This window comes from Streptomyces ambofaciens ATCC 23877 (assembly GCF_001267885.1).
Lineage (GTDB): Bacteria > Actinomycetota > Actinomycetes > Streptomycetales > Streptomycetaceae > Streptomyces > Streptomyces ambofaciens.
This window is the reverse complement of the sequence record NZ_CP012382.1, coordinates 3,131,583-3,147,740: the sequence shown is the minus strand read 5'-3', so window position 1 is coordinate 3,147,740 and position 16,158 is coordinate 3,131,583. Positions and strand designations below refer to the sequence as shown.

General features: G+C 73.5%; 12 protein-coding genes, 1 tRNA gene and 1 pseudogene. 9 read left to right on the top strand and 5 right to left on the bottom strand.

The features are described from left to right. The first annotated feature begins 1 nt into the window (after position 1). From SAM23877_RS14060 to SAM23877_RS37365, 5 genes are all read left to right on the top strand, one after another. Positions 2–1,615, top strand: a complete 1,614-nt coding sequence (locus SAM23877_RS14060; protein WP_053131804.1) for a beta-N-acetylhexosaminidase — start codon at positions 2–4, stop codon at positions 1,613–1,615. A 262-nt stretch (positions 1,616–1,877) separates the two neighbouring features. Continuing rightward, the gene (locus tag SAM23877_RS14055; protein ID WP_053131793.1) at positions 1,878–2,771 is read left to right on the top strand and encodes an FAD binding domain-containing protein; all 894 of its coding nucleotides are present in this window, start codon (positions 1,878–1,880) and stop codon (positions 2,769–2,771) included. Beyond that, on the top strand, positions 2,768–4,822 hold the full coding sequence (locus tag SAM23877_RS14050; protein ID WP_053131790.1) for a 2Fe-2S iron-sulfur cluster-binding protein: 2,055 nt from the start codon (positions 2,768–2,770) through the stop codon (positions 4,820–4,822). The genes SAM23877_RS14055 and SAM23877_RS14050 overlap by 4 nt, the downstream gene beginning before the upstream one ends. Then, a complete protein-coding gene (locus SAM23877_RS14045; RefSeq protein WP_053131788.1) occupies positions 4,819–7,134 on the top strand; it encodes a xanthine dehydrogenase family protein molybdopterin-binding subunit in 2,316 nt (771 codons plus the stop codon). The genes SAM23877_RS14050 and SAM23877_RS14045 overlap by 4 nt, the downstream gene beginning before the upstream one ends. A 170-nt stretch (positions 7,135–7,304) precedes the next feature. Then, positions 7,305–7,877, top strand: coding sequence for an SUKH-4 family immunity protein (locus tag SAM23877_RS37365; protein WP_079030197.1), 573 nt, complete (start codon positions 7,305–7,307; stop codon positions 7,875–7,877). On the opposite strand, the gene SAM23877_RS14040 is transcribed toward SAM23877_RS37365, so the two are convergent. Further along, positions 7,849–7,920, bottom strand: a tRNA-Cys gene (locus tag SAM23877_RS14040). The genes SAM23877_RS37365 and SAM23877_RS14040 overlap by 29 nt on opposite strands. Positions 7,921–8,137: 217 nt before the next feature. Here SAM23877_RS14040 and SAM23877_RS14035 point away from each other — a divergent pair. The 4 genes and pseudogenes from SAM23877_RS14035 to SAM23877_RS14020 form a co-directional block, all read left to right on the top strand. Beyond that, a pseudogene (locus tag SAM23877_RS14035) lies at positions 8,138–8,419 on the top strand (MFS transporter); the annotation flags it as partial. Between the two features lie 153 nt (positions 8,420–8,572). Continuing rightward, positions 8,573–10,369 (top strand): DEAD/DEAH box helicase, encoded by a 1,797-nt coding sequence (locus tag SAM23877_RS14030; RefSeq protein WP_053131782.1) that lies wholly within the window; start codon positions 8,573–8,575, stop codon positions 10,367–10,369. Positions 10,370–10,683: 314 nt separating this feature from the next. Continuing rightward, positions 10,684–11,343, top strand: coding sequence for an IclR family transcriptional regulator (locus SAM23877_RS14025; RefSeq protein ID WP_053142457.1), 660 nt, complete (start codon positions 10,684–10,686; stop codon positions 11,341–11,343). Between the two features lie 253 nt (positions 11,344–11,596). Further along, positions 11,597–12,376, top strand: a complete 780-nt coding sequence (locus SAM23877_RS14020; RefSeq protein ID WP_053131779.1) for a S16 family serine protease — start codon at positions 11,597–11,599, stop codon at positions 12,374–12,376. Between the two features lie 15 nt (positions 12,377–12,391). Here the strand turns inward: SAM23877_RS14020 and SAM23877_RS14015 are convergent, their stop codons facing one another. The 4 genes from SAM23877_RS14015 to SAM23877_RS14000 are packed head-to-tail and all read right to left on the bottom strand — an operon-like array spanning position 12,392 to position 16,152. Then, a complete protein-coding gene (locus SAM23877_RS14015; protein ID WP_053131776.1) occupies positions 12,392–13,384 on the bottom strand; it encodes a glycine betaine ABC transporter substrate-binding protein in 993 nt (330 codons plus the stop codon). Next, positions 13,381–14,265: an ABC transporter permease gene (locus SAM23877_RS14010; RefSeq protein ID WP_079030196.1), complete on the bottom strand. Its 885-nt coding sequence runs from the start codon at positions 14,263–14,265 to the stop codon at positions 13,381–13,383. The genes SAM23877_RS14015 and SAM23877_RS14010 overlap by 4 nt, the downstream gene beginning before the upstream one ends. After that, positions 14,262–15,512, bottom strand: a complete 1,251-nt coding sequence (locus SAM23877_RS14005) for a betaine/proline/choline family ABC transporter ATP-binding protein (protein ID WP_053131773.1) — start codon at positions 15,510–15,512, stop codon at positions 14,262–14,264. The genes SAM23877_RS14010 and SAM23877_RS14005 overlap by 4 nt, the downstream gene beginning before the upstream one ends. Next, positions 15,505–16,152 (bottom strand): ABC transporter permease, encoded by a 648-nt coding sequence (locus SAM23877_RS14000; protein ID WP_053131770.1) that lies wholly within the window; start codon positions 16,150–16,152, stop codon positions 15,505–15,507. The genes SAM23877_RS14005 and SAM23877_RS14000 overlap by 8 nt, the downstream gene beginning before the upstream one ends. Positions 16,153–16,158: the final 6 nt, after the last annotated feature.

Sequence of the window (16,158 nt, the reverse complement as noted above, 5' to 3'; positions counted from 1 at the left end):
CGTGACGGACACGATCCCCCAGCCACGGCGACTGACCCGCCTCGACGACGGATTCCTCGAACTCGGCCCGCACACCGCGCTGGTGGCGGGCGACGGCGCCGGGCACACCGAGCGCTGGCTGCGCGCCGTGCTGGGGGCGGCCACCGGCCTGCCCCTCGCGCCGGGGACGGGCAACGACGACGTCGTGCGCCTGTCCCTCGACGGCGGACTGGAGGCCGAGGGGTACCGCCTCGTCGTCACCCCGGCCGGCGTGGACCTCGCGGGCGGTGGGCCGGCCGGCCTCTTCTGGGGTGCCCAGACGCTCAGGCAGCTGCTCGGACCGGACGCCTTCCGGCGCGCCCCGCTGCCCGGCCGCCGGTGGCGCCTGCCCCTGGTCCGGATCGAGGACGCGCCCCGTTTCGGCTGGCGCGGCCTGATGCTGGACGTGGCCCGGCACTTCATGCCCAAGGAAGGCGTCCTGCGCTACCTGGACCTGATGGCGGCGCACAAACTCAACGTCCTGCACTTCCACCTGACGGACGACCAGGGCTGGCGCGTCGAGATCAAGCGCCACCCGAAGCTCACCGAGATCGGTTCCTGGCGGTCACGCACCAAATACGGCCACCGGGCCTCGCCGTTGTGGGAGGACAAACCCCACGGGGGCTACTACACCCAGGACGACATCCGGGAGATCGTCGCCTACGCCGCCGAACGGCACATCACCGTCGTCCCCGAGATCGACGTGCCCGGGCACTCGCAGGCCGCCATCGCCGCCTATCCGGAACTCGGCAACACCGACGTCGTCGACACCGCGTCCCTCACGGTGTGGGACACCTGGGGCGTCTGCGAGAACGTCCTCGCCCCCACCGACACCACCCTGCGGTTCTACGAGGGCGTGTTCGAGGAGCTGCTGGAGCTCTTCCCCTCCGAGTTCGTCCACGTCGGCGGCGACGAGTGCCCGAAGGACCAGTGGCGGCGCTCGGCCACCGCGCAGGCGCGCATCGGGGAGCTCGGACTCGCCGACGAGGACGAGCTCCAGTCCTGGTTCATCCGGCACTTCGACGCCTGGCTCACCGCGCGCGGACGCCGGCTCATCGGCTGGGACGAGATCCTGGAGGGCGGACTCGCCGAGGGCGCAGCCGTCTCCTCCTGGCGCGGGTACGCGGGCGGGGTCGCCGCCGCGCGCGCGGGGCACGACGTCGTGATGTGCCCCGAGCAGCAGGTGTACCTGGACCACCGGCAGCACCCGGGCGAGGACGAGCCGGTGCCGATCGGCTTCGTGCGCACCCTGGAGGACGTCTACCGGTTCGAACCGGTTCCGGCGGAGCTGACGCCGGACGAGGCCGGACACGTGCTCGGTACCCAGGCGAACGCCTGGAGCGAGGTGATGGAGAACCAGGGGCGGGTCGACTACCAGCTGTTCCCGAGGCTCGCCGCGTTCGCCGAGGTCGCCTGGAGCGAGCTGCCCGCCCCGGCGGACCGGGACTTCGACGGCTTCGAGCGGCGGATGGCGGCCCACTACCGGCGACTCGACGCCCTGGGCGTCGCCTACCGGCCGCCCGGTGGTCCGCTGCCCTGGCAGCGGCGGCCCGGCGTGCTCGGCCGGCCGATCGACGGACCGCCGCCCAACAAGTAGGCGAAACGCCTCGAAACGCTCCACAACAGTGGCAACTCCGGCTCACCTCGCCGATCCCGCTCATCCTCGATTGTCGCCTGATCGACGGGGATCTCGTGTCAAAACGGGCCATCTCGCCGATGAGGTGGGCGAATGCCTCCTAGCGGACCCCCGCGTTCGGGCCCTGCGAAGATGTGCCAGAGTTGCCACGTCCGCCCTGTCAGGTCGTACCGTACGGCCACATGGGCGGGACCAGGTGGGACAGCGGGAAGGGGCAGTCGGGTTGACCACGCACGCACCGCAGGCGGCGCAGGCCGTCACGCTGCCCACGACACTGGACGAGGCCGTGGCGGCACTGGCCGCCGTGCCCGCCGCCGTCCCGGTCGCCGGCGGCACCGACCTGATGGCCGCCGTCAACTCCGGGCAGCTCAGGCCCGCCGCGCTGGTGGGGCTCGGCCGCATCAGCGAGATCCGCGGCTGGCAGTACCAGGACGGTCACGCGCTGCTCGGCGCGGGACTCACGCACGCCCGCATGGGCCGCCCCGACTTCGCCGCGCTCATCCCGGCCCTCGCCGCCGCCGCGCGCGCCGCCGGACCGCCGCAGATCCGCAACGCGGGCACCCTGGGCGGCAACATCGCCTCGGCCGCCCCCACCGGCGACGCGCTGCCGGTGCTGGCCGCGCTGGAGGCCACGCTGATCATCGCGGGCGCGGACGGCGCCCGCCGCGAGATGCCGGTCTCGCACCTGCTGGCCGGCATGGAGCTGCTCCGCGCGGGCGAGCTCATCGGCTACGTGCGCGTGCCGCTGCTGCACGCTCCGCAGGTCTTCCTGAAGGCGACCGGCCGGACCGGACCCGGTCGCGCGATGGCCTCCGTGGCGCTGGTCCTCGACCCGGCCCGGCGCGGCGTGCGGTGCGCGGTCGGCGCCATCGCGCCGATGCCGCTGCGCCCCCTGGAGGCCGAGCAGTGGGTGGCCTCCCTCATCGACTGGGACAACGGCCGCGCGATCGTCCCGGAGGCGCTGAGCGCCTTCGGCGAGTACGTCGCCGCCGCCTGCATCCCCGACGCGGCCCCGGCCGAGGACGGTTCCGTACCGCAGCTCCCGCCGGCCGTACTGCACCTGCGGCGCACCGTCGCCGCGCTGGCCCGACGAGCACTGGGGAGGGCGCTGTCGTGACCGACGACCAGCACGACGACCGGCACGGACAGGGCGCGCCCCCGAGCGGCGGGCGCTGGGACCCGCTGCCCCAGGGCGACTACGACGACGGCGCCACCGCCTTCGTGAAGCTCCCCGAGGGCGGTGTGGACGCCCTCCTGGCCTCCGCCGACAGTCCGCTCGCCGCGCCCGGGCACGGCTACGTGCCGCCGCAGATAACGGTCGCGCCCGCCACCACCGCCGGTACCGACCCGGCGGCCACCGGCACCTGGGCGATGCCCGCGGCGCCCGTCGACGGCACCCAGTGGCACCTTCCGGACGCCGGTCCGCAGCAGGGCGGCCAGGAGCACGGGGGGCAGGGCCACGGAGCGCCGGACCACGGAGGTCAGGGCCACGGAGGTCAGAGCCACGGAGGTCAGCCGGAGCACGCCGGGCACCCGGAGTACGGCTCCCCGTACCCGCAGCACGACCCGTACGGGCAGGCGGCGCGGTACGACGCGAACGCCGGGCAGGGCGACCGGTTCGAGTACCGGCCCGGCGCCACCGGCCACTGGGACTTCACCGAGGCCGCCGCGGACGGCGGTGCGGCGCCCGCGCCCGGCCAGGACGTGACCGGGCAGGACGTGACCGGGCAGTGGTCCATCCCCGTCGCCGACGGCGACCTGCCGGACGAGTCGGGTGAGTTCACCCAGTCGTCCCTGGCCGAGCAGTGGGGCGGCACCGCACCGGCCACCCTGCCCGGCGGCGCCCCGGCGCCCTGGGCGCCGCAGCCGGCCGGACGGCCCTGGGACGACCGCACCGCACAGGGCGCCCCGGTCGCCGGGGAACAGCCGGCCGAGACACCGTCCGACCCCCGCCCCGCCCCCGAGTCCGCCCTCGGGCCGTACACCGAGGAGACGCGCCCGGAAGACGCCGCCGAGACCGGGCACCCGGCGCCGCACGCGGCCCAGGCGCCCGACGCGGCCCCGGCCGACGGGCACCGAGGGCCCGCGGAGGAGCCTGAAGGCCCCATGGAGGCCCCGGAGGAGGCGCCCGAGGGTGTGGGCGCCGCATCCGCTCCGGAGGCCGCCGAGGAGCCCGTGACGGGCCCACCGCCGGCCGCCGCGCAGGACGAGGCGGGGGAGCCCGGACCGGCACCGGAACCCGGTCCCGAGCCGGCGGAGTCCCGCACCGACCCGTCTGCCGATCCGGCCGATCCCGCCGATACGGCTCACCAACCCGACCCGGCTCACCCGGCCGACCCGGATCACCCGGCCGATCCGGATCACCTGGCCGGCCCGGCCGCCTCCGAGGAGCCGCCTCCCGCGGGTCCGCACGAGGACCACCCCCTCGCCTCGTACGTGCTGCGCGTCAACGGCGCCGACCGGCCCGTCACCGACGCCTGGATCGGCGAGTCGCTGCTGTACGTGCTGCGCGAGCGGCTCGGTCTCGCGGGCGCCAAGGACGGCTGCTCGCAGGGCGAGTGCGGCGCCTGCAACGTGCAGGTCGACGGGCGGCTGGTCGCCTCATGCCTGGTCCCGGCCGTGACCGCCGCGGGCAGCGAGGTGCGTACGGTCGAGGGCCTGGCCGCCGACGGGCAGCCGTCGGACGTGCAGCGGGCGCTCGCCCGGCGGGGCGCCGTCCAGTGCGGCTTCTGCGTGCCCGGCATGGCGATGACCGTGCACAACCTCCTGGAGGGCAACCCGGCGCCGACCGAGCTGGAGGCCCGGCAGGCCCTGTGCGGCAACCTGTGCCGCTGCTCCGGCTACCGGGGCGTCCTGGAGGCGGTCAAGGAGGTCGTCGCCGAACGCGAGGCGCACTCCGTCGCGGAGACGCCCGGCACGGACGCGGACGAGCCCCGTATCCCGCACCAGGCGGGACCGGGCGCGGGCGGCGTCAACCCGTCGGCGTTCGAGTCCCACGGACCGCCCGGCACACCGGACACGCCGGACCCGCACCCCCACGGACCGCATGACGGCGCCTACGGCGAGGACGACCAGCCCTACGGCCGGGACGAGCAGCCCTACGGCCAGGACGACCGGACCTATGGCCGGGACGACCGGACCTACGGCCAGGACGGAGGCCACGCGTGAGCAACGACGCCGCGACTGCGGAGGCCGTGGGAGGCGCCGAGGCGCCCCCCGTCCCCGAGCCGATCCCGCACGGCCTCGGCGCCTCCCTGCCGCCCGCCGACGCGCGCGCCAAGACGGAGGGCACCTTCCCCTACGCCGCCGACCTGTGGGCCGAGGGCCTGCTGTGGGCGGCCGTCCTGCGCTCGCCGCACCCGCACGCGCGCATCGTGTCCATCGACACCACGCACGCGCGCGAGATGCCCGGCGTCCGCGCGGTCGTCACCCACGAGGACGTGCCCGGCACCGCCCTGCACGGACGCGGCCGGGCCGACCGCCCGGTGTTCGCCTCCGAGGTCGTACGCCACCACGGCGAGCCCCTCGCCGCCGTCGCCGCCGACCATCCGGACACCGCGCGGATGGCCGCCGCCGCCGTCATCGTCGAGTACGAGCTGCTCGACCCGGTGACCGACCCCGAGCAGGCCTTCGAGGCCGAGCCGCTGCACCCCGACGGCAACCTGATCCGGCACATCCCGCTGCGGCACGGGGATCCCGAGGCGGCCGGCGAGGTCGTCGTCGAGGGCCTGTACCGCATCGGCCGCCAGGACCCGGCCCCGATCGGCGCCGAGGCGGGCCTCGCGGTGCCGCGTCCCGACGGCGGTGTGGAGCTGTACCTGGCCTCCACCGACCCGCACGGCGACCGCGACACGGCCGCGGCCTGCTACGGCCTGACACCCGAACAGGTGAAGATCGTGGTCACCGGCGTGCCCGGCGCCACCGCCGACCGCGAGGACCAGGGCTTCCAGCTGCCGCTCGGCCTGCTGGCGCTGAAGACCGGCTGCCCGGTGAAACTGACCGCCACGCGCGAGGAGTCCTTCCTCGGCCACGTCCACCGGCACCCCACCCTGCTGCGCTACCGCCACCACGCGGACGCCGAGGGCCGGGTGGTGAAGGTGGAGGCGCAGATCCTGCTCGACGCGGGCGCCTACGCCGACACCTCCGCCGAGGCCCTGGCCGCCGCGGTGGCCTTCGCCTGCGGCCCGTACGTCGTCCCGAACGCCTTCATCGAGGGCTGGGCGGTGCGCACCAACAATCCGCCCTCCGGCCACGTCCGCGGCGAGGGCGCCATGCAGGTGTGCGCCGCGTACGAGGCGCAGATGGACAAGGTCGCCAAGAAGCTCGGCCTGGACCCCGCCGAGGTCCGCCTGCGTAACGTCCTGGCCACCGGTGACGTACTCCCCACGGGGCAGACGGTCACCTGTCCGGCTCCGGTCGCCGAACTCCTCCAGGCCGTCCGCGACTTCCCCCTCCCCGCGCTGCCCAAGGACACGCCCGAGGACGAGTGGCTGCTGCCCGGCGGCCCCGAGGGCGCGGGTGAACCGGGCGCGGTGCGCCGGGGCGTGGGCTACGGCATCGGCATGGTGCACATGCTGGGCGCGGAGGGCGCGGACGAGGTGTCCACGGCCACCGTCAAGGTCCAGGACGGCGTGGCGACGGTGCTGTGCGCGGCGGTGGAGACCGGCCAGGGCTTCACCACGCTCGCCCGGCAGATCGTGCAGGAGACCCTCGGCGTCGACGAGGTGCACGTGGCGCCCGTCGACACCGACCAGCCCCCGGCCGGCGCCGGCTGCCGGGGCCGGCACACCTGGGTGTCGGGCGGCGCGGTGGAACGGGCGGCCAAGATGGTCCGCACCCAGCTCCTCCAGCCCCTGGCGCACCAGTTCGGGATGTCCACCGAGCTGCTCCAGATCGCGGACGGCAAGATCACGTCGTACGACGGGGTGCTGTCCACCACGGTGGCCGAGGCGCTGGACGGCAAGGAGCTGTGGGCGACCGCCCAGTGCCGCCCGCACCCGACCGAGCCGCTGGACGAGGCCGGACAGGGCGACGCCTTCGTCGGCATGTCGTTCTGCGCGATCCGCGCGGTGGTGGACGTCGACATCGAGATCGGCTCGGTACGGGTCGTGGAGCTGGCCGTCGCCCAGGACGTCGGACGGGTGCTGAACCCGGCCCAGCTGACCGCCCGGATCGAGGCGGGCGTCACCCAGGGCGTGGGCATCGCGCTGACCGAGAACCTGCGCACCCCCCGCGGCCTGGTCCGTCACCCCGACCTGACCGGTTACGCCCTGCCGACCGCGCTGGACGCCCCCGACATCCGGATCGTGAAGCTCGTCGAGGAGCGTGACGTGGTGGCCCCCTTCGGCGCGAAGTCGGTCAGCGCGGTGCCGGTGGTGGCCTCCCCGGCGGCCGTCGCCTCCGCCGTGCGCGCGGCCACGGGACGCCCGGTGAACCGCCTGCCGATCCGGCCGCAGGCCGCGGTGGTGACGGGGAACTGACGTCCGCGCGCGCGTGAGGCAACGCGTCGGCCGCGCGGCGCGTCCTACCCGGTGGACGGGCGCGTCCGGTGTGCCGGGGCGTTGTCAGTGGTGGCCCGTAGGCTGCGAAGCGGTGGGGACGACTGCCGCTCCCACCGCACCCGGCCACTCACGCACACTCGGGGGAGACGATGCACGGGGTCACGGCGAAGGACACGACGACGCGGGCGACGCGGGCGCTGCCGTGCGCGCCCACGGGGCGCGGGACACCGCTGCTGTGGACGTCGGCCGCGGTGATCGGCTGCCTGGTCCTGTCGGCGGGCCGCCGCCCGGCGTCCGGCCTGGCCCTCGACCTGCCGTACCGGCTGCTGGTCCGCGCGTTCGGCCGGGGCCGGGTGGCCCGCTACGAGGACATCGACTTCCCGCCGGCCCTCACCCATGAGCCCACCCGCCGCTTCCTGCGCGAGACGGGACTGCCGGAGAACGCGTTCCCGCTCGCGACGGACGACGACGGGATACCCCTGCCGACCCTGGCGGAGCACTACGGACACGGCGTCCCGGCCGGCCACCTCGTCCGGCTGGGCCGGCTGCCCGACGGCAGCGACGTGGTGGTGGACGGACCGACGGGCACGGTCCTGACCTGGCACCCGTGCGACGCGAGCCTGCGCCCGCTCACCCCGGACGTCTCGACCCTCGTCTTCACCCTCTGGCTGCTGCGCCGCGCGGCGGCACCGGAGGCCGTGGCGGGATTCGAACCCACGTAACTCGCTTTGCAGGCGAGCCCCTGAACCACTCGGGCACACGGCCGTGTGCCGAATTCGGACCGGACCGGTGGACCGGTGCCGAACTCGGTGATCCGACCGTAGATCGGCGCGGGGGAGGGGCTCAAGGCATCCGGGGGTGCCGCAACGCGACTGCCACACGCCGTTCACGGACGGCCCCGGCGGACCCGCCGGTACCCCGGCCGGACCGGGCGGGACGCCGTGGTCGTACGGCCAAGGTCCCGGTCCCGCACCGCCTCCCGCTGATCGACGCCGTCCCCGCCTGGACGGTGGCCGTCGCCTGGGGCTTCGGCTGCTTCGGCTGCTTCGGCATGAGCCTGGTGGTCTCCTCCACCAGCGTGCTCCTGCTCAAGCCCTCCGCCCCGGAGGAGGCGGGCACCGACTCCGCCGCCCTCCAGATCTCCGACGGCCTCTCCAACGTGGCGACCGGCTCCCGTCCGGCCGCGTTCGCGGTGGTGTTCCTGCCGATGGCGGGCGTGGCGCTGGTGGGGGCGTGGGTGGCCACGCGGGTGCGGAAGAAGTGAGCCCGGCGCGGTCGAGGCGGCGGGCGGGACGGTTGTGACGTGCGTCCCACCCGGGGGTGACCCGCCCCCGTGCGCGCGTTGATCGCATCCGCCCGCCGGTAGGGTGGCCCGGTTGTCATACGTGGCCGAGCCGTTCTACCCCCTTCGGAGACCGTGACTACCACCGCCAGCTCCAGCACCTCGCACCACCTCTCCCCGGCCTTCCCCGGCCGCGCCCCCTGGGGCACCGCCAGCAAGCTGCGGGCCTGGCAGGAAGGGGCGATGGAGAAGTACCTCCAGGAGCAGCCCCGGGACTTCCTCGCGGTCGCCACCCCCGGCGCCGGCAAGACCACCTTCGCCCTGACGCTCGCGTCCTGGCTGCTGCACCACCACGTCGTGCAGCAGGTCACCGTCGTCGCGCCCACCGAGCACCTCAAGAAGCAGTGGGCGGAGGCCGCGGCCCGGATAGGGATCAAGCTCGACCCCGAGTACAGCGCGGGCCCGCTCAGCCGCGAGTACCACGGCATCGCCATCACCTACGCCGGTGTCGGCGTGCGCCCCATGCTGCACCGCAACCGCGTCGAGCAGCGCAAGACCCTCGTGATCCTCGACGAGATCCACCACGCCGGTGACTCCAAGTCCTGGGGCGAGGCCTGCCTGGAGGCGTTCGAGCCGGCCACCCGCCGGCTCGCCCTGACCGGTACGCCGTTCCGCTCGGACACCAACCCGATCCCCTTCGTCACGTACGAGGAGGGCAACGACGGCATCCGGCGCTCCGCCGCCGACTACACCTACGGCTACGGCTCCGCGCTCGCCGACGGCGTCGTGCGTCCCGTCATCTTCATGAGCTACAGCGGCAACATGCGCTGGCGGACGAAGGCGGGCGACGAGATCGCCGCCCGGCTCGGCGAACCCATGACCAAGGACGCCGTCAGCCAGGCCTGGCGCACCGCCCTCGACCCGCGCGGCGAGTGGATGCCCGCCGTGCTGCGCGCCGCCGACCAGCGGCTCACCGAGGTCAGGAAGGCCATCCCGGACGCCGGCGCCCTCGTCATCGCCGCCGACCAGGACTCCGCCCGCGCCTACGCCAAGCTGATCCGCGAGATCACCGGCAGCAAGGCCACCGTCGTGCTCTCCGACGACACCGGCGCCTCCAAGAACATCGACGCCTTCAGCGAGAGCACCGACCGGTGGATGGTCGCCGTCCGCATGGTGTCCGAGGGTGTCGACGTCCCCCGCCTCGCGGTCGGTGTCTACGCCACCACCATCTCCACCCCCCTCTTCTTCGCCCAGGCCGTCGGCCGTTTCGTACGGTCCAGGCGGCGCGGCGAGACGGCCTCCGTCTTCCTGCCGACCGTGCCCGACCTGCTCTCCTTCGCCAACGAGATGGAGCGCGAGCGCGACCACGTCCTCGACAAGCCCAAGAAGGAGGGCGAGGAGGACCCGTACGCCGAGTCCGAGAAGGAGATGGACGAGGCCAACCGGGAGCAGGACGAGGACACCGGTGAACAGGAGCAGTTCTCCTTCGAGGCGCTGGAGTCCGAGGCCGTCTTCGACCGGGTGATGTACAACGGCGCCGAGTTCGGCATGCAGGCCCACCCGGGCAGCGAGGAGGAGCAGGACTACCTCGGCATCCCGGGGCTGCTGGAGCCCGACCAGGTGCAGCTGCTGCTCCAGAAGCGGCAGGCACGGCAGATCGCGCACAGCCGCAGGAAGCCCGACGAGGAGGCCGACCTGCTCGAGATGCCCGCCGAGCGACGCCCGGTCGTCTCCCACAAGGAGCTGATGGAGCTGCGCAAGCAGCTCAACACGATGGTCGGCGCCTACGTCCACCAGAGCGGCAAACCGCACGGCGTGATCCACACCGAACTGCGCCGGGTCTGCGGCGGCCCGCCCAGCGCCGAGGCCACCGGGGGGCAGCTGCGCCAGCGCATCGCCAAGGTGCAGGAGTGGGCCACGCGCATGAAGTGACGGCCGGCGTACGGGCGCCGAGCGCTGGGCCCCTTTCCTGTGCGCTGTACGTATCGGGACAAACACAGGTAGTCCTCACGGGTCGCCGCCCGGATTCTGGACGGAGCCTTCCGCTGAGCGAACCTGGTCGCTACTGTCCCGCTACGCACACGCCCCGTGGCAGCGCCGCCGCGGAGCGCAGCCGTGAAGCGACTGGGCCCGGGCAACGCCGGGCCGTCAGCCGATCGGCGGCCTCTGAAGCGCGTCACTGACGGGACTCGGTGACGCATCCCCGCGAGGAGGGCCGCCGACCTCACCACTAAGGAGTGGGCGTCGTGACCGCGGAGACCTCTCAGACGCTCGACCGGGGACTGCGGGTCCTCAAACTGCTGGCCGATACGGACCACGGGCTGACCGTCACCGAGCTATCCCACAAACTGGGCGTCAACCGGACCGTCGTGTACCGGCTGCTCGCCACGCTGGAACAGCATGCGCTCGTACGCCGTGACCTGGGCGGACGCGCCCGGGTCGGACTCGGCGTGCTGGGGCTCGGCCGCCAGGTGCACCCCTTGGTGCGCGAGGCGGCCATGCCGGCCCTGCGCTCGCTGGCCGAGGACATCGGAGCCACGGCACACCTCACGCTGGTGGACGGGGCGGAGGCCCTGGCCGTGGCCGTCGTCGAACCGACCTGGACCGACTACCACGTCGCCTACCGGGCCGGGTTCCGGCATCCGCTGGAGCGGGGAGCCGCCGGGAAGGCGATCCTGTCCGCGCGGCAGCAGGTCCAGCCCGCCGGTGAGGCGGTGGACGGACCCGGCTACACCCTGACCCACGGGGAGCTGGAGGCCGGTGCCTGCGGAGCCGCCGCGCCGCTGCTCGGGGTGACGGGCGTCGAGGGCAGCGTCGGCGTGGTCATGCTGGCCGAAGTGGTGCCGGAGCGGGTGGGGACGCGGGTGATGGACGCGGCCCGGGAGGTGGCGGAGGCGCTGCGGTAGCCGCACGCCGCGCGGGCAGCCGCGTCCCCCTTTGGCCCGCGACCGTGGCGACGGTCCACGTCGGTCGGGAACGGCCCAGGACGGTCCAGGACGGTCCAGGTCGTTTCGTGACGGTCCAGGTCGTTTCGACGGTCCAGGTCGTTTCGTGACGGCCCGGGACGGCCTCCGACGCACGGGTGCCCGCGGTCGCGGCGGCTCCGGGCAGCCTTGCCCGCGCACCGGGGCGGCGGCGGCCTCACGTTAGATTGACTTCGTGCTCTCTCGTCTCACGCGCCCCCAGGTCCTCGCCGTCTGCGCGCTGCCCGTCGTGGCGCTCCTGGCCACCGCCGCGTTCGCGCCGCTGCCGTTCTCCGTGGCGCAGCCCGGGCTGACGGCGGACGTGCTCGGGAAGAACCAGGGCGCCCCGGTGATCACCATCAAGGGCGCGCCGACGCACGGGACGACCGGGCAGCTGCGGATGACGACGATCGAGGCGACCGGCCCGGACGCGAGCATCCGCCTCGGTGACGTCCTCGGCAGCTGGTTCGACACCGACCGGGCCGTCATGCCGCGCGACGCCGTCTACCCGAACGGCGACGGCGTCGAGGAGATCGAGGAGTACAACGAGGAGCAGATGAAGGAGTCCCAGGACGCGGCGACCGCGGCGGCGCTGGGCTACCTGGACCTCGACGGGGCGGACGTGGACGTCCGGCTGCGGCTGGAGGACGTCGGCGGCCCCAGCGCCGGCCTGCTCTTCTCCCTCGGCATCATCGACAAGCTGGGCGCCGGCGACCTCACCGGCGGCAGGGTCGTCGCCGGCACCGGCACCATCACCCCCCGCGGCGAGGTCGGCGCCGTGGGCGGGGTGCCCCTGAAGACGCAGGCCGCGCGGCGGGACGGCGCCACCGTCTTCCTGGTGCCGAAGGCGGAGTGCTCGGACGCGCGGGCCGAGCTGCCGAAGGGGCTCCGGCTGATCCCGGTCACCACCCTCAAGGGCGCGGTCGACTCCCTGGAGGCGCTGGAGACGGGCCAGGGCGAGGTCCCCGCCTGCTGAGGCGGCGGGCGCGGTTCAGCCCTCCTTCACGAACCCCTTCTCGATCATCCAGTCCAGGGCGACCTGGTGCGGGTCCTCCCCGTCGACGTCGACCTTCGCGTTCAGCGTGCGTGCCACGTCGTTGTCCAGGGCCTTGGTGACCGGGTCGAGGACGGCGGCGATCGCCGGCCACTTCTTCAGGACGTCGGTGCGGACCATGGGCGCCGCGTTGTAGTTCGGGAAGAAGTGCTTGTCGTCCGCCATCACCGCCAGGTTCATCGACTTGATGCGCCCGTCGGTGGTGTACACCTCGCCGTAGGTGCAGGCGCCGTCGGCCGTCTGCGTGTAGATGATCCCGGTGTCCATGTCCGTGATGTTCCGGGCCGGGATGTTCATCCCGTACGCCTTCTCCATGCCCGGCAGCCCGTCCGCCCGGTTGGCGAACTCCACCTCCACGCACAGCGTCACCGCCGCCGGGTCCGTCCTCGCCAGCTCGGCCACGTCCGACAGCGTCTTCGTGCCGTACTTCCGGTAGTTCGCCTGGTTCATCGCCAGCGCGTACGTGTTGTTCAGCCGGGCCGGCGCCAGCCAGGTCAGGCCCTTCCCGGCGTCCTCCTCGCGCACCGCCTCCCACTGCTCGCGCGGGTCGGTGATCGGCTCGCCGTGTCCGAGGTACGTGATCCAGGCGGTGCCCGTGTACTCGTACGTGGCGTCGGCGTCGCCGTTCTCGACCGCCGCCCGGGTGCCGACGGAGCCCTGGATGCCGGTACGGTCCAGTACCTCGGCGCCGGCCGCCTGGAAGGCGATGCCCATGATCGCGCCGAGGACGAGTTGCTCGGTGAACTGCTTGGACACGACCGTCAGGTCGGCGCCCTCCAGCGGCCGTCCCCTGCCGATCGTGCCGGGCTCGACGTCGTCGACCATCGGCGAGCCGCTGGTCAGCCCGCATCCGGACGCCGCGACCAGCAGCGCCGCCGTCAGCAGCCACGTACGGCGTCTCCCGCTTCCGCGTCGAGGGCACGCGCTCATGTCCTCACCTCCAGGCCGCGGGGCCGCAGCAGCAGTTCGGCGAGCGAGGCCAGCCAGTCCACCAGCAGCGCGAGGGCCACGGTGAGGACCGAGCCGAGCACCAGCACCGGCATCCGCTGGCTGGTGATCCCGGTGGTGATCAGCACGCCCAGCCCGCCGCCCCCGCCGAAGACGGCCAGCGTCGCCGTGCCGACGTTGAGGACGAGGGCCGTGCGCACACCGGCCAGGATCAGCGGGACGGCCAGCGGCAGCTCCACGCGGGTCAGCACGCCCAGCGGGGACATGCCGATGCCGCGGGCCGCCTCCAGCAGGGTCGGGTCGTTCGCCTTCAGGCCGGCGATGGTGTTGGAGAGCACCGGCAGGACGGCGTAGATGATGATGCCGATCAGGGCGGCCCGGCGGCCGATGCCCAGCCAGATCACCAGCAGCGCCAGCAGGCCGATCGCCGGGGTCGCCTGGCCCATGTTGGCGAACGCCATCGCCACCGGCGTGGCCTTCCGGAACATCCGGCGGGTGAGCAGGATGCCCAGCGGGATCGCGATGATCAGCACGAAGAAGGTGGAGATCACGGTCAGCTGGACGTGCTGCCACAGGGCCTTGGTGACCTGGCCGTCCGCCAGGGCGTTCTCGCTGAGCGCGTCCAGCTCGGCCTGCCGGAACCACAGCCAGGTCGCCAGCAGCACGGCGATCAGGAGGGCCGGCAGGAACGTCAGCTTCCGCCAGCCGATCCGCCGTCGCGCCGCCGCCGGGGACGCCGCAGGCGGCCCGAGCCCGCCGTCGTCCTCGTCGGGGTGGTCGTCGGAGGAGTCGAGGTGGTCGTCGGAGGAGTCGCGGTAGTCGTCGGCGGAGCCGCGCGAGGAGCCGGAGGATGAGGTGCTCACGCCGTGGTCCCCTCCCCTCCGAAGCCCTCCTGCTCGGCATGGGTCTGCTCGGAGCGCGTCTCCTGAAGGTCGTGCTGGTGCTCCAGCGCGTCCAGCCGGTCGGCCTCCAGCAGCTCGTGCACCGAGTTCATCAGCGTCTCCATGTCGACGACGCCCTCGTACTCGCCGCGCCGTCCGGTGACCGCGACCCGCCCCGCGTTGTCGGTGAGCACCGCCTCCAGCGCGTCCCGCAGCGTCGCGTCCCGGGTCACCGTGTCGTGGACCAGCGTCCCGGCCCGCGCGAGCGAGCCCTTGGCCCGCATCAGGTCGCCGCGCCTGAGCCACTTGTAGGGCCGTCCGCGCCGGTCGAGGAGCAGGATCTCGTTGGTGCCGGCCGCCCGCAGCTGGTTGAAGATGTGCTGGAGCGGGTCCTCCACGGTCACCGTCGGGTAGTCGGTGATCCCCACGTCCCGCACCCGGGTCAGGTTCAGCCGCTTCAGCGCCGCCCCCGCGCCCACGAAGCCGGAGACGAAGTCGTCCGCCGGGTTGGTGAGGATGGCCTCCGGGGTGTCGAACTGGGCGATGTGGGAGCGCTCGCGCAGTACCGCGATCCGGTCGCCCAGCTTGATCGCCTCGTCGAAGTCGTGGGTGACGAACACGATCGTCTTGTGCAGCTCGTGCTGGAGCCGGATCAGCTCGTCCTGGAGGTGGTCCCGGGTGATCGGGTCCACCGCGCCGAACGGCTCGTCCATCAGCAGCACCGGCGGATCGGCCGCCAGTGCCCGCGCCACACCCACCCGCTGCTGCTGACCGCCGGACAGCTGGCGCGGATAGCGGCCGTGGAACTCCCCGGCGTCCAGCCCGACCAGGTCGAGCATCTCCTCCACCCGGTCCCGGATGCGCGCCTTCGACCAGCCGGTCATCTTCGGGACCAGCGCGATGTTCTGGGCGACGGTCATGTGCGGGAAGAGACCGGAGGACTGGATCGCGTAGCCGACCTTGCGGCGCAGCTTCACCGGGTCGATGTCGGTGACGTCCTCGCCGTCGATGCGGATGCGTCCGCCGCTCGGCTCGATCAGCCGGTTGATCATCTTCAGGGTGGTGGACTTCCCGCAGCCCGAGGGGCCGACGAAGACGACCGTCTCGCCCGCCTTGATCTCCATCGACACGTTCTCGACGGCCGGCTGCGGGTTGCCGGGGTAGCGCTTGGTCAGGCAGTCCAGTTCGATGGTCGCCCCGGTGGTGTCACGGTGACCGTTCTCAGACACGGATCCCCCTGGGGATGGTCAGCCGCCCGAGCAGGACGTACGCGGCGTCGAACAGAAGCGCCAGGATGATGATCCCGAGCGTGCCCGCGAGCACCTGGTTGAGGGCGTTCTTGCTGCCCAGCGAGGCGATCCCGCGGAAGATCTCGTTGCCGAGGCCCGGGCCGGAGGCGTAGGCGGCGATGGCGGCGATGCCCATCAGCATCTGCGTCGAGACCCGGATGCCGGTGAGGATGGGCGGCCAGGCCAGCGGCAGCTCCACCCTGAGCAGCCGGGCCGGGCGGGACATCCCGATGCCCGTGGCCGCGTCCACCAGCGCCGGGTCCACCCCGCGCAGGCCGACGATCGCGTTGCGCACGATCGGCAGCAGCCCGTACAGCGTCAGCGCCGTCACGGTCGGCGGCACGCCCAGGCCCACGATCGGGATGAGCAGACCGATCATGGCCAGCGACGGGATGGTCAGGATGGTCGACGTGGTCAGGGTCGCCAGGTTCCCCGCCCACTCGCTGCGATAGCTGACGACGCCGATCAGGACCCCCAGCAGGGTCGCCACGACCATGCACTGGAAGACCGCGCTGGCGTGCTGGTACGCGTCGGTGAGCAGCTGCTGGTGGCGGCTGCCCACGAACTCCCAGAAGTTCACGTCCGC

Excerpts from the sequence above, each read along its gene's own strand:
- SAM23877_RS14015 (WP_053131776.1), bottom strand. The coding sequence starts at position 13,384 with ATGAGCGCGTGCCCTCGACGCGGAAGCGGGAGACGCCGTACGTGGCTG.
- SAM23877_RS37365 (WP_079030197.1), top strand. The coding sequence starts at position 7,305 with ATGCACGGGGTCACGGCGAAGGACACGACGACGCGGGCGACGCGGGCG.